Origin of the sequence: Curtobacterium sp. 320, assembly GCF_031455235.1 — a bacterium.
Classification (GTDB): domain Bacteria; phylum Actinomycetota; class Actinomycetes; order Actinomycetales; family Microbacteriaceae; genus Curtobacterium.
Genome location: NZ_JAVDSI010000019.1, coordinates 1 through 13,374, shown reverse-complemented (window position 1 = coordinate 13,374; position 13,374 = coordinate 1). Strand labels below are relative to the sequence as shown.

Annotated in this window: 13 protein-coding genes; 9 read left to right on the top strand and 4 right to left on the bottom strand. The window is 72.0% G+C overall.

Translation table 11 applies throughout. The features are described 5' to 3' along the window. Nucleotides 1-169: 169 nt before the first annotated feature. Nucleotides 170-1,432 (top strand): DNA recombination protein RmuC, encoded by a 1,263-nt coding sequence (rmuC, locus tag J2X60_RS17515; protein ID WP_309889312.1) that lies wholly within the window; start codon nucleotides 170-172, stop codon nucleotides 1,430-1,432. 237 nt (nucleotides 1,433-1,669) lie between these two features. Here the strand turns inward: rmuC and glpX are convergent, their stop codons facing one another. Next, nucleotides 1,670-2,659, bottom strand: coding sequence for a class II fructose-bisphosphatase (glpX, locus tag J2X60_RS17510; RefSeq protein WP_079238384.1), 990 nt, complete (start codon nucleotides 2,657-2,659; stop codon nucleotides 1,670-1,672). A gap of 90 nt (nucleotides 2,660-2,749) precedes the next feature. Between glpX and fbaA the strand changes: the two genes are divergently transcribed. Then, nucleotides 2,750-3,778, top strand: coding sequence for a class II fructose-bisphosphate aldolase (gene fbaA, locus J2X60_RS17505; protein WP_309889310.1), 1,029 nt, complete (start codon nucleotides 2,750-2,752; stop codon nucleotides 3,776-3,778). Nucleotides 3,779-3,872: 94 nt separating this feature from the next. Next, nucleotides 3,873-5,132: a M18 family aminopeptidase gene (locus tag J2X60_RS17500; protein ID WP_309889307.1), complete on the top strand. Its 1,260-nt coding sequence runs from the start codon at nucleotides 3,873-3,875 to the stop codon at nucleotides 5,130-5,132. Between the two features lie 30 nt (nucleotides 5,133-5,162). On the opposite strand, the gene J2X60_RS17495 is transcribed toward J2X60_RS17500, so the two are convergent. Beyond that, nucleotides 5,163-6,284: a zinc-binding alcohol dehydrogenase family protein gene (locus tag J2X60_RS17495; protein ID WP_309889305.1), complete on the bottom strand. Its 1,122-nt coding sequence runs from the start codon at nucleotides 6,282-6,284 to the stop codon at nucleotides 5,163-5,165. 86 nt (nucleotides 6,285-6,370) lie between these two features. Between J2X60_RS17495 and J2X60_RS17490 the strand changes: the two genes are divergently transcribed. Then, the gene (locus J2X60_RS17490) at nucleotides 6,371-6,934 is read left to right on the top strand and encodes a TetR family transcriptional regulator (RefSeq protein ID WP_309778865.1); all 564 of its coding nucleotides are present in this window, start codon (nucleotides 6,371-6,373) and stop codon (nucleotides 6,932-6,934) included. On the opposite strand, the gene J2X60_RS17485 is transcribed toward J2X60_RS17490, so the two are convergent. Further along, a complete protein-coding gene (locus tag J2X60_RS17485; RefSeq protein WP_309889303.1) occupies nucleotides 6,935-7,669 on the bottom strand; it encodes a DUF6264 family protein in 735 nt (244 codons plus the stop codon). Continuing rightward, nucleotides 7,666-8,730, bottom strand: a complete 1,065-nt coding sequence (locus tag J2X60_RS17480; RefSeq protein ID WP_396127726.1) for a 4-hydroxy-3-methylbut-2-enyl diphosphate reductase — start codon at nucleotides 8,728-8,730, stop codon at nucleotides 7,666-7,668. Before J2X60_RS17480 ends, J2X60_RS17485 begins: the two co-directional genes overlap by 4 nt. Nucleotides 8,731-8,854: 124 nt before the next feature. Between J2X60_RS17480 and xseA the strand changes: the two genes are divergently transcribed. From xseA to J2X60_RS17455, 5 genes are all read left to right on the top strand, one after another. Further along, on the top strand, nucleotides 8,855-10,090 hold the full coding sequence (xseA, locus tag J2X60_RS17475) for an exodeoxyribonuclease VII large subunit (protein ID WP_309778863.1): 1,236 nt from the start codon (nucleotides 8,855-8,857) through the stop codon (nucleotides 10,088-10,090). Between the two features lie 71 nt (nucleotides 10,091-10,161). After that, the gene (locus J2X60_RS17470; protein ID WP_022906010.1) at nucleotides 10,162-10,407 is read left to right on the top strand and encodes an exodeoxyribonuclease VII small subunit; all 246 of its coding nucleotides are present in this window, start codon (nucleotides 10,162-10,164) and stop codon (nucleotides 10,405-10,407) included. Beyond that, nucleotides 10,404-11,042: a DUF4245 domain-containing protein gene (locus J2X60_RS17465; RefSeq protein ID WP_309889301.1), complete on the top strand. Its 639-nt coding sequence runs from the start codon at nucleotides 10,404-10,406 to the stop codon at nucleotides 11,040-11,042. Before J2X60_RS17470 ends, J2X60_RS17465 begins: the two co-directional genes overlap by 4 nt. A 68-nt stretch (nucleotides 11,043-11,110) precedes the next feature. Beyond that, nucleotides 11,111-11,725 (top strand): carbonic anhydrase, encoded by a 615-nt coding sequence (locus J2X60_RS17460; RefSeq protein ID WP_070416758.1) that lies wholly within the window; start codon nucleotides 11,111-11,113, stop codon nucleotides 11,723-11,725. Between the two features lie 119 nt (nucleotides 11,726-11,844). Then, a complete protein-coding gene (locus tag J2X60_RS17455; protein WP_092384906.1) occupies nucleotides 11,845-13,245 on the top strand; it encodes an aspartate ammonia-lyase in 1,401 nt (466 codons plus the stop codon). Nucleotides 13,246-13,374: the final 129 nt, after the last annotated feature.

Below are 13,374 nucleotides of genomic sequence, written 5' to 3'. Positions count from 1 at the left end.
ATCACGTCGTACGCGTGGGGAGCTGGGTTCGTCATGCGACGCGGGGGACCTTCCGTGCGGCTTCATCGGCGGACGATCACGACTGTACACCTTGTTTGCCCTAATGTCATGACATGGATTCGGGCGGCCCAGGAGGCGCGGTGTCGGTGGGTCCTGCCAAGGTCGCGACATGCAGATCCTCGCCCTGGTCATCGGTCTCGTGATCGGCGTCGCCGTCGGTGCGGTCGTCGCCTGGTCGCTCGCGCGGTCCCGCGCCGGCGTGGACGCCGCCACGTCCCGCGCCAGCGCCGAGGCGCTCCGGTCGCGCCTCGACGAGGTCCGTCGCGACGCCGAGGAACGGCTCGACGCGCAGGACGCGCAGTACCGGCGGCAGGTCGACTCGCTCGAACGCCGGGCGGCCGAACTCGAGCACCTCGTCCAGCGCATGCACGGCGCCGACGCCGCCCGGACCCAGGGCGAGTCGAAGGTGCTCTCCGCGCTCAGCCCGGTCGCCCAGACGCTCGACGTCATGCGCGCCAAGATCGCCGAGCTCGAACAGTCCCGCAGCGAGCAGTACGGGGCCCTCTCGGCACAGCTGCGCTCCGCTGCCGAGTCCGAGGAACGCCTGCGCGCCACCGCCGACACGCTGGCCAGCGCCCTGTCGTCGAACAGCACGCGCGGCGTCTGGGGCGAGACCCAGCTGCGCAACGTGGTCGAGGCCGCGGGGCTCCTCGAGCGCGTCGACTTCGACGTGCAGTCCTCCGTCACCACGACCGCCGGCACCGCGCGCCCCGACATGGTCGTGCACCTGCCGGGTGGCAAGACCATCGCCGTCGACGCCAAGGTCCCGTTCAGCGCCTACCTGCAGGCTGCCGAGATCCCGGCGACCGCGACCGGCGCCGAGGGAGCCCGGCGCGATGCGCTCATCGGGCAGCACGTCAAGGCACTGCGGGCGCACGTCGACGCCCTCGCCGCGCGCGAGTACTGGACCGGCTACGACGCGTCGCCCGAGCTCACCGTGGCGTTCATCCCGTCGGAGTCGCTCATCTCGAGCGCCCTCGCCGCCGACCCCGGGCTGCTCGACCACGCGTTCCGCAAGCGCATCGCACTCGCGTCGCCGGTGACGCTGTGGTCGGTGCTGAAGACCGTGGCGTTCTCGTGGCAGCAGGACGTCGTCTCGCAAGAGGCGCACGAGCTCTTCCGCGTCTCCCGCGAGCTCTACAGCCGCCTGGCCACCATGGCCGGACACCTCGACAAGCTCGGGCGGTCGATCCGGGGCTCCGTGGTCGACTACAACCGGTTCGTGGGGTCGCTCGAACGCCAGGTCCTGCCGAGCGCCCGGCGGCTGTCGCTCCTCGACGAGTCGAAGGTCATCGCGGACCCGGCGACGATCACCGACGAGCCGCGGCTGCTCACCGCGCCGGAGCTCGTCGGCGCCCTCGACGACGACTGAGCGCGCGCGCCGGCGCGCTGCGCCGCCCCGCGCCGCACCGCGCGCCGCGCCGCGCCGCGCCGCGCCCCGCGCCGCGCACCGCACCGCCCCGCGCCCCGCTCCGCACCGCACCGCACCGCACAACGAAAGTCCGTCCGAACCACGCGGGAACGTGGTTCGGACGGACTTCGGTTGTGCGAACGCGATTTGCGCCGCGCAGCGGCGGCGGCCGCAGCAGCGCGCCGCGGCGTCAGCGGATCAGAACCACTTCTCCGCGCGGTGGTCCGCCTGGATGCGACGGATCGTGTTCGAGCGGGACCGCAGCACGAGCGAGTCCGTGTGGATGACGCCGCGCGACCGGCGGACACCGTCCACGAGCACACCGTCGGTGACACCCGTCGCGACGAAGAACGTGTTGTCGCCCGTGACCAGGTCGTCCTGGTCGAGGACCTTGTCGAGGTCGTGTCCGGCGGCGATCGCCTTCTCACGCTCCTCGTCGTCCTTCGGCTGGAGCTTGCCGAGGATCACACCGCCGAGCGCCTTGATCGCGCACGCGGTGATGATGCCCTCCGGGGTACCGCCGACACCGACGCACATGTCGATCGTCGACCCGGGCAGCGCCGCCGCGATGCCACCGGCGACGTCACCGTCGAGCAGCAGACGGGTACCGGCACCGGTCGCACGGATCGCCCGGATGAGTTCGTCGTGGCGGGGACGGTCGAGGACGGCGATCTGCATGTCCTCGAGGTCCTTGCCCTTCGCCTTCGCGAGCGCACGGATGTTGTCACCGATGGGCTTCTCGAGGTCGAGGACGCCGCGCCCCTCGGGGCCGGCGGCGATCTTGTCCATGTAGAACACGGCGGACGGGTCGTACATCGAGCCGCGGTCCGAGACGGCCATCACCGAGATCGCGTTCTGGCGACCCGCGGCGGTCAGCGAGGTGCCGTCGATCGGGTCCACGGCGATGTCGCAGGCCGGGCCGTGCCCGTTGCCGACGTGCTCGCCGTTGTAGAGCATCGGGGCGTTGTCCTTCTCGCCCTCGCCGATGACGACCACGCCGTCGAAGTTCACCGTGCCGAGGAACTTCCGCATCGCGTCGACGGCGGCACCGTCCGCGAGGTTCTTCTCACCACGCCCGACCCACGGCTGCGCACGGATCGCCGCGGCCTCCGTCGCACGCACGAGCTCGAGCGCCAGGTTGCGGTCGGGCTGGAGGAACAGGGAGCCGGTTTCCGTCGTGGGAGTCACGACCGCCAGCCTACCGACCGCCGTCGAGTCACACTCCAGTCCGGCTGACTACGATCGGCGAGGACACCACCGAAGTCGAAGGAGATCCACGTGCCCATCGCAACGCCGGAACAGTACGCCGAGATGATCGAACGAGCGAAGGCCGGCAAGTTCGCGTACCCCGCCGTCAACGTGTCGTCGTCACAGACGATCAACGCGGTCCTCCAGGGCCTCGCCGAGGCGGGCTCGGACGGCATCCTCCAGGTGACCACGGGTGGCGCCGACTACTTCGCCGGCCACACCGTCAAGAACCGCGCCGCCGGTGCCCTCGCGATGGCGAAGTTCGCCCACGAGGTCGCGAAGAACTACGACATCACCGTCGCGCTGCACACCGACCACTGCCCGAAGGACGCCCTCGACGGCTTCGTCCTGCCGCTCATCGCAGCGAGCGAGGAAGAGGTCCGCGCCGGCCGCAACCCGATCTTCCAGTCGCACATGTGGGACGGCTCAGCCGTGCCGCTCGACGAGAACATCGAGATCGCCAAGACCATGATCGAGAAGACGCGGAACATCAACGCGATCCTCGAGGTCGAGATCGGCGTCGTCGGCGGCGAAGAGGACGGCGTCGAGCACGAGGGCACGAACGAAGCCCTGTACACGACCCCGAACGACGTCGAGCGGGTCGTCGACGCACTCGGCCTGGGCGACAAGGGGCGCTGGATCGCCGCGCTCACGTTCGGCAACGTGCACGGCGTCTACAAGCCGGGCAACGTCAAGCTCCGCCCCGAGCTCCTCGGCGAGATCCAGGCCTCGGTCGCGGCCAAGCACGGCACGGGCGAGAACCCGCTCGACCTCGTCTTCCACGGTGGCTCCGGCTCGACCGACGACGAGATCCACGAGGCCGTCCGCAACGGCGTCATCAAGATGAACATCGACACGGACACGCAGTACGCGTTCACGCGCTCGATCGCCGACTCGATGTTCCGGAACTACGAGGGCGTCCTGAAGATCGACGGCGAGGTCGGCAACAAGAAGCAGTACGACCCGCGCGCCTGGGGCAAGGTCGCCGAGACCGCCATGGCGGCTCGCGTGGGCGAGGCCGCGAAGGTGCTCGGCTCGGCCGGCCACACCAAGGGCTGACACCCCGAGCAACAGCCTGGAGGAACGGGGCGCGTCCGACGGACGCGCCCCGTTCTGCGTCCGGTCACCTCCGCCGCCGTGCCACGATGGTCGGGTGACCGCCGACGCCATCGCCTCCGACTTCGCCCAGTTCGTCACCGAGTCCCCCACCGCGTTCCACGCGGCAGCGGCCGTCCGGGACCGCCTCGTCGCCGCGGGGTTCGAGGAGCTCGACGAGCTCGGTGCCTGGCCGACGACGCCCGGCGCGTACGTGGTGGTCCGGGACGGTGCCGTCATCGCCTGGCGTCTGCCGTCCGGGGCCACCCCGACCACCCCGTTCCGGATCCTCGGCGCCCACACCGACTCCCCCGGGTTCCGCATCAAGCCGAACCCCGGCGTGCGCACCGGCGGCTGGGAGCAGCTGAACGTCGAGGTCTACGGCGGCGCGCTCCTCTCCACGTGGTTCGACCGCGACCTCCGCATCGCCGGCCGGGTCGTCGACGCGGACGGGACGGTCCGCCTGGTGTCCACCGACGCCGTCGCCCGCATCCCGAACCTCGCGATCCACCTCGACCGCGGCGTGAACGACGGCAAGGAGATCGACCGCCAGCGGCACACCCTGCCGATCGTCGGGGTCGACGGCGACGCGGGCGGGACCGACGTGGTGTCGTGGCTGCGCGCCCGGCTCGGCGACGGCGCCGTGTCGTGGGACCTCTTCCTCGCCGACACCCAGGCTCCCGCGCGCATCGGCATCGACCGCGAGTTCCTCGCCTCGGGCCGAATGGACAACCTGACGAGCGTGCACGCCGGACTCCGCGGCATCGTCGAGGCCCCGGCCGACGGCGACCACATCCCCGTGTTCGCGGCGTTCGACCACGAGGAGATCGGGTCCTCGACGCCGTCCGGTGCCGGCGGTCCCTTCCTCGAGGACGTCCTCGGTCGCGTGCAGGAGGGCCTCGGCGCCACCCGTTCCGAAGCCGCGCGGGCGTTCCGTGCCTCGTGGCTGCTGTCGAGCGACGCCGGGCACCTGGTGCACCCGAACCAGCCGGAGAAGCACGACCCCACGAACCGTCCGCGTCCGGGAGCGGGCCCGCTCCTGAAGATCAGCGCGAACCAGCGCTACATGACCGAGGCGAAGGGCGAGGCCCTCTGGGCCACCGCGTGTGCCGCCGCGGGCGTGCCGTGGCAGCCGTTCGTCAACGTGAACACGATCCCGGGCGGCTCGACCATCGGCCCGATCGCGGCGACCCGGCTCGGGATCCCGACGATCGACATCGGCGTCGGGCTGCTGTCGATGCACTCGATCCGCGAGCTCGTGCACGTCGACGACCTCGCGTCCCTGCACGGCGCCGTCGCCGCGTTCCTGGCCGGGTAGCCGAGCCGGGCGGAGCGGTCGGGCGACCAGCTACAGCGTCACGACCACCTTCTGCGCGGACACACCGGCCCGCTGCCGGTCGATCGCGGTCTGCACCGATCCGAGGCCCTCGCCGACCACGAGCGCCTCAGGGACCGGGCGGAGCGTCCCGTCGGCCAGGCCGGCTCCGAGCACCTCGCTCCAGAGTCGACGACCCACCTCGTCGTCGCGCAGGCTGCTCCCCCAGACGAACGCCGACGCGATGCCGGCCCGTCGTGCGCGCAGGGAGAGCCGCGCCATGGTCAGTCCGACCCGCGTGAAGACGGGCAGCATCGCCGGGAACAGCCGTCGGCGTCCCGCGAGCCCGTCGAGCGAGACCGGCGTGCTCGCCATCGCGAGGACGCTGCCCCCGGTTCGTCGGAGCACCTCGATGCACGCCGCTGCCGAGGTCGTGCCGAGCGCGACGGCACCGACGACCCTGCGCCCGCCGATGCCCTCGACGAGGTGCTCGACGGCGTGCGGGTCACCGTGGTCCGCGACGACGTCGGCACCGAGCGACCGGACGAGCGCCGCATTCCGGGGTGACGCCGTGCTGACGACGTCGTAGCCCGCGGCTCGGGCGAGCTGGACGGCGTTCATCCCGACACTCGTCGAGCCGCCCCACACCACGACGACGCCCCGTTCACCCTCGGGTACGCCGGTTTCGCCCGGCATCGCGAGGCCGAGGTGCGCCGGCTGGAAGAGCGCGCAGGCGGCGGTCGATGCGCCGAGCGGCAGGACCGCGGCCTGCGCGTCCGACAAGCCGGCGGGTGTCGCGGCGGTCAACCGCTCGAGCAGCACCGTCGTCTCCTGGAACGCGCCCTCGCGCATCGGGTCACGTCCCCGGTCGGTGCCCGTCGCCAGCCCGAACACCCGGTCCCCGATGCTGAAGCGAGTGACCCCGGACCCCACTGCCAGAACCTCACCCGCGACGTCCGACCCGAGCACCGCCGGGTGACGGAGCCACCGGTAGGTCACCGAGCCCGTGCCCTGGATCACCCAGTCGACCGGGTTCACGGCGACCGCTCGGACCCGCACGAGCACTTCGTCCGCGGCGGGTTCGGGGTCCGGGACCGGCTCGACGACGAGGGGTGCGCGGGAGGTGCGGAGGACGGCGGCGGAGTGCTGTGACACGGGTGTGCCCTTCTGCAGAGTGATGACACGTGGTGTCGTCACTCTACCGACTGACGACACCTGGTGTCATCGCTTATGCTCGGAACATGGCCAGATGGGCACCGGACACCAGGGAACGACTGCGGGCCGCCGGGCTCGAACTCTTCGCCGAGCGGGGTTTCGCCGCGACGACCGTTCCGGACATCGTCCTCCGTGCAGGGGTGACGAAACGGACGTTCTTCCGGCACTTCAGCGACAAGCGCGAGGTGTTCTTCGGCGACGACGAGATCCCGCGCATCGCCGCCGGGGCGATCTCGCGCGCTCCGGCCGGCACGACGCCGCTCACGATCGTGACCCACGGGCTTCGGGTGCTCGCCGTCGAACGGTTCGAGCCGCAGCGCGACGAGATCCGGTCCGCTCGCCGCGTCATCGACGCCGAACCGATCCTCCGCGAGCGGGACCTGCGCAAGCAGGCGGACCTCCGCGACGCCGTCACGCAGGGCTTCGTCGACCGTGGCGAGGAACCCCTCGCCGCGCGGGTGCTCGGCGGGTTGACGGTCGAGCTGTTCGAGATCGCGCTCGAACGGTGGCTCGCCGACGGCGACACCGCGCCGCTCACCGAGCACCTCGACCAGGTCGCCGAACGGATGCGTGCGACGTTCGAGGGGTGATCAGCCGCCGGCCATCCGGTGCAGGACCTCCTGCATCCGGGGATCCTGGAACACGGCGACCAGCACCGGGACCATGCCCAGCAGCGTCGCGACGACACCGCCGACGAGCGGCACCCAGAAGGTCCACCGACGGGCGCGCAGGCGACGGACCGACCACCACGCGACCAGCACGAAGAGCACGACCAGCACGAACGCCCGGATGAGCACCGCTGTCGAGAGCGCAGCCGGGTTCGCCAACTCGGTGTACTGCTGCTCGACGACACTGCGGATGGTGGACGCGGTGGTGCCGATCGACAGCGACTCGACGACCGACCACAGTCCGATGACGAGCAGGCCGACGGTCAGCACGAAGTCGATGGGAGCTGCGCCGAACCGACCGGCGGGAGGGGTCGGACGAGACTCCCCCTCGCTCCGGCCGACGACGGCGGGCCGCGGTGCCACTGGCGCCCCGGACCGGCGTCGGTCACTTCCGGCGTCCTCGGCCGTCCCGTCACGCCGGGCGAGCGAGCGCTCCTGCTGCTCGAGGCGCTCCTGTTCGACGAGCACCGGGTTCACCCAACCGTCGGGCGCGTACTCGCCGTACTGCGGTGCCGGACGGCCGTGGACGCGACCGTGCGCGTCACCGTCGGCCGACGTGGCGGGGGTGCGCCGCGCCTCCTGGCCGAGGGAGGGATCGACGACCTGACCCGGCTCGCGGGCGGGCACCGCGGACCAGCCGTCCGTGCCCCCGCTCACCGTCGACGCCCGCCGAGTGCTCGCGTGGGGTTGCCCGACGCGTCCGTGCGGAGCTCCTTCGGCAGCGAGAACATGAGGTCCTCGTGCGCCGTGACGACCTCTTCCACCGTGGCGTAGCCGGCGTCCGCGAGCTGGTCGAGGACCTCGGTGACGAGCTCTTCCGGCACGCTGGCGCCGCTCGTGACGCCGACGGTGCCGACTCCGGTGAGCCAGTTCTGCTGGATCTCGGCGGCGTAGTCGACGCGGTGTGCGGCCTTCGCGCCGTGCTCCAGCGCGACCTCGACCAGGCGGACGCTGTTCGAGGAGTTCGCCGAGCCGACCACGATCACGAGGTCGGCTCCGGGGGCGACCTTCTTGATCGCGACCTGGCGGTTCTGGGTGGCGTAGCAGATGTCGTCGGAGGGCGGGTCCTCGATCGCGGGGAACTTCTCGCGCAGGAGCCGGACGGTCTCCATCGTCTCGTCGACGCTCAGCGTGGTCTGCGAGAGCCAGACGAGGTTCTCGGGGTCGGGGACCTCGAGCGCGGCGACGTCGTCCGGCCCGTTGACCAGGATCGTGCGGTCGGGTGCGTGGCCCATGGTGCCCTCGACCTCTTCGTGGCCGGCGTGCCCGATGAGGATGATGGTGCGGTCGGCCTTCGCGAAGCGCGTCGCCTCTCTGTGGACCTTCGTGACGAGCGGGCACGTGGCGTCGATGGCGTGCAGGTCGCGGTCGGCGGCGCCGGCCACCACGGCCGGTGAGACGCCGTGCGCGCTGAAGACCACGTGCGAGCCGCGCGGGACCTCGGCGACGTCGTCGACGAAGACCGCTCCGCGCTGCTCGAGCGTCGACACGACGTGGACGTTGTGGACGATCTGCTTGCGGACGTACACGGGCTCGCCGTACTGCTCGAGCGCCTTCTCGACCGCGACCACGGCGCGGTCGACGCCCGCGCAGTACCCGCGGGGGGCGGCGAGCAGGACCTTCTTCGTGCCGGCGACCGGCTCGTCCCGCAGGCGGCCGCGCGCCGCGAGGACCCGCGGCGGGGCGAGCGGGACCGTGTGGCCGTTGGTGATCGTCACGTCCCCGATGATAGGTGAGCGGGACGCGCGCGGGCTGAGCGCGCACGGACCTGTGGACAACCCGTCCGGAGCGCGCTGTCACCGGTCTCGGGCAGCATGGACGTCCCGCGTGGAAGGAACGACATTGGCGATCGAACAGGGTCCCCCGACGGCTGACGACCCGTGGCCCGTCGCGCTGCTCGGCGCGAAGCTCCGCGACTGGATCGACCGGCTCGGCACCGCCTGGGTCGAGGGCGAGATCACCCAGTGGAACGTCGCGGGCGGCAACGTCTACGGCAAGCTCAAGGACGTCGACGTCGACGCCACGGTGTCGTTCTCGATCTGGTCGAGCGTGCGGTCCCGGGTCCCCGCGGACATCAAGCAGGGCGACCGGGTCGTCGCGGCCGTCAAGCCGAACTACTGGGTCAAGGGCGGCTCGCTGACGATGCAGGTCGTCGAGATGAAGCACGTCGGACTGGGTGACCTGCTCGAGCGGCTCGAACGCCTGCGCCGCACCCTCGCCGCGGAAGGGTTGTTCGACCCGTCCCGGAAGAAGCGCCTTCCCTTCCTGCCGCACCGGATCGGGCTGATCACCGGCAAGGACTCCGACGCCGAGAAGGACGTCAAGCGCAACGCCCAGCTCCGGTGGCCGCAGGTCGAGTTCCGGACGGTCCACACGGCCGTGCAGGGCGAGCGCGCCGTGAGCGAGGTCACCGCGGCGATCCTCGAGCTCGACGCCGACCCGACCGTCGACGTCATCATCGTGGCCCGCGGCGGCGGCGACTTCCAGAACCTGCTCGGCTTCAGCGACGAGGGACTCGTCCGTGCCGCGGCCGCTGCGCGCACCCCGATCGTCTCGGCGATCGGGCACGAGGCCGACCGGCCGATCCTCGACGAGGTCGCCGACCTCCGTGCCTCCACCCCGACCGACGCGGCCAAGCGCGTGGTGCCCGACGTCGCCGAGGAACTCGCCAACGTCCGGCAGGCGCGGGCACGACTCGGGCTCCGGTTGTCGCACACCCTCTCGGTCGAGGCGGACCGGATCGCGGCCCTGCGCTCCCGCCCCGCCCTGGCGTCCACCGCCTGGCTCGTCGACACCCGCGCGGAAGAGGTGGCGCGCGACCTCTCCCGCGCCCGTGAACTCCTCGACCGCCGGCTCGAACGCTCCCACTCCGAGGTCGGACACCTCACCGCCCGGCTCCGGGCGCTGTCGCCGCGGGACACCCTGCGGCGCGGCTACGCGATCGTGCAGACGGCCGACGGCGGCGTGGTGCGGGGCTCGGAGGACCTCAGCGGTGCGACGCCCGTGCACGTGACGCTCGGCGCGGGCACCGCCACCGGCACGCTCGAGCCGGACGGTCCCGGTCCGGACGGGGCCTGACCCGGCTGCGGGTTCTCCACGGGTTCGCTCCCGGGAGCGGCACGTCGGTGGGCGCTCGGTAGGATCGAGGGGTGTCATCCCAGCAGGAACCCGAGCAGCCCGACGTCCGGTCGCTGAGCTACGAAGCGGCGCGCGACGAACTCGTGCGCGTCGTCGCCGAACTCGAACAGGGATCGGCCACGCTCGAACGCTCGCTGTCCCTGTGGGAACGGGGCGAGTCCCTGGCCGCCCGGTGCGAAGAGTGGCTCGTCGGCGCCCGGGCCCGGCTCGACGCAGCACGCGCCGCGTCCGAGTCCGAGGACGGCGCAGCGCGATGACCGACGCCGACGGCCGCCCGATCGTCGCCGAGCTGGGCCGCCCCGAGACACCGGAGGAGACCTGGGCGCGCAAGGACGCTGCCCGCACCGCCCGGCGGCAGCACCAGACCGCGTTCAACCTCGTGCTCGCACTCATCGCGTCGCTCGGCATCGTGCTGTTCCTCGTCGCGGTCGTCGTGCGTCCGGACACCACGATCGGCGACCGGACGGTCGACTACCCCCAGGTGGCCTCGCAGGCCCAGGTGCCGGGCGTCACGCTCGCCGCGCCCGCGTTGCCGGGGGACTTCTCGTCCAACCGTGCCGACTACCAGGACAAGACGTCGGATGGAGTGAGCGTCTGGACCGTCGGCCTGCTCACGCCGGACAAGCAGTACATCGGCCTGCAGCAGGGCATCGACGCGAACGCGACCTGGGTGTCGAACCAGCTCGACCAGCACGCCGCCACCGGCACCCGCACGATCGCGGGGACGAAGTGGACCGTGTACGACCGTCGGGCCGAGGGCGACGACGCGGGCAACCAGGCGTACTCGCTCGTGTCGACGTTCGACCAGGGCACCGTCGTCCTGTCGGGCACCGCCGACGACACCTCGTTCCGGACCGTCGCGACCGCCGTCAGCAAGCAGTTCGCGAACTGACGAGCAAACACCCGCCGCAGCAGCAGCACGACCACGACCCGTCACACCCGAAGCACCCGAGGAGCCCCATGCCCGACCGCGCCGCCTCCACCCCGTCCGACGCCCTCCGACTCCTCGTCGAGGGCAACGCCCGCTTCGCCGCCGACAAGCGCCGCACCGGCCGGATCGACCCGGACCGCCGCTCGGAACTCGCCGGCTCGCAGGCACCGTTCGCCACCGTCCTCGGCTGCTCGGACTCCCGCGTGCCGTTCGAGCACGTGTTCGACGCCGGCATCGGTGACCTCTTCGCCATCCGCAACGCCGGCCAGATCGTCGACGACGTCGTGCTCGGATCGATCGAGTTCGCCGTCGTCGCGCTCGGCACGCCGCTCGTGGTCGTCCTCCGGCACACCAAGTGCGGCGCCGTCGCGGCCGCCCGCTCCGGCGAGCCCGTCCCCGCCCCGCACCTGCAGGCCCTCGTCGACGCCATCGCCCCGAGCGTCGAGCGCGTCCGCACCACCGACGCCGACGTCCCGCAGGAATCCGTCGGCGCCGCCCACCTCGAAGCCACGCTCCGGCAGGTGATCGAACGCTCCGGTGCCGTCTCGGACGCGATCGCCGAGGGTAGATTGGCCGTCGTCGGCGCGACCTACGACCTCACCACGGGCGAGGTCGCCGTCGACACCGTCGTGGGCCAGGCCTGACCGACCGCCACGACGACCCGTCCCCGACACCATCGGGACACCCACCAGCCGGCGCGACCGCGGCCGGCGAGCACCCCAGGAAGGACCACGACGACGTGACCGACACCACCCCGACCACCGTGACCGACAGCTCCGGCGAGTACCGCATCGAGCACGACACCATGGGCGAGGTCCGGGTGCCGGTGTCCGCGCTCTACCGGGCGCAGACGCAGCGCGCGGTGGAGAACTTCCCGATCTCCGGGAGCGGGCTCGAGTCGGCCCAGATCGTCGCCCTCGCCCGGATCAAGCGGGCGGCCGCGATCGTCAACGGTGAGCTCGGCATCGTCGACCCGACCCTGGCCGCTGCCGTGGTCGAGGCGGCGGACACCATCATCGGTGGCGCCCACCACGACCAGTTCCCCGTCGACGTCTACCAGACCGGCAGCGGGACCTCGTCGAACATGAACATGAACGAGGTCCTCGCGACCCTCGCGTCCGAGGTCGCAGGCGCCCCGGTGCACCCGAACGACCACGTGAACGCCTCGCAGTCCTCGAACGACGTGTTCCCGACGTCGGTGCACGTCGCCGTGACCGAGGCCCTCATCCGCACGCTCGTCCCGGCGCTCGAGCACCTCGCCGAGTCGCTCGAGGCGAAGGCCACGCTCTGGGCCGACGCGGTGAAGTCCGGCCGCACGCACCTCATGGACGCCACGCCCGTCACCCTCGGGCAGGAGTTCGGCGGCTACGCGCGCCAGGTCCGTCTCGGCATCGAGCGGGTGAACGCGACGCTCCCCCGCGTGGCCGAGGTCCCGCTCGGCGGCACGGCCGTCGGCACCGGGATCAACACGCCGAAGGGCTTCCCGCAGCGGGTCATCGCCCAGCTCGCGAGCGACACCGGGCTGCCCGTCACCGAGGCGCTCGACCACTTCGAGGCGCAGGGCGCCCGGGACGCCCTGGTCGAGGCGTCCGGGGCACTCAAGGTCATCGCGGTCAGCCTGACGAAGATCAACAACGACCTCCGGTGGATGGGCTCGGGGCCGAACACCGGGCTCGGCGAACTGCACATCCCGGACCTCCAGCCCGGCTCGTCGATCATGCCCGGCAAGGTCAACCCCGTCATCCCCGAGGCCACGCTCATGGTCGCCGCACGCGTGATCGGCAACGACGCCACCATCGCGTGGGCGGGCGCCTCCGGTGCGTTCGAGCTGAACGTCGCGATCCCCGTCATGGGCACCGCGCTGCTCGAGTCGATCCGCCTGCTCGCGAACAGCTCGCGGGTGCTCGCCGACAAGACGATCGACGGGCTCGAGGCGAACCTCGATCGCGCCCGCGCGTTCGCCGAGTCCTCGCCGTCCATCGTCACCCCGCTCAACCGCGTGATCGGGTACGAGGCGGCGGCGAAGGTCGCGAAGTTCGCGGTGCAGGAAGGCGTCACCGTGCGCGAGGCCGTGATCGCCCTCGGCCACGTCGAGCGGGGCGAGGTCACCGAGGAGCAGCTCGACAGCGCCCTCGACGTGCTCAGCATGACGCACCCGAACTGACGCACCCGTCACGGACAGGAGGCGGGGGGGGCGGGGGGGCCCCGCCCCCCCCCCCGCCGGGGGGGGGGGCCCCCCCCGGGAAACGCGTGCGCGGGCAGGTTAGTGGGGGGGATTGCGCGCAAAAGTGGC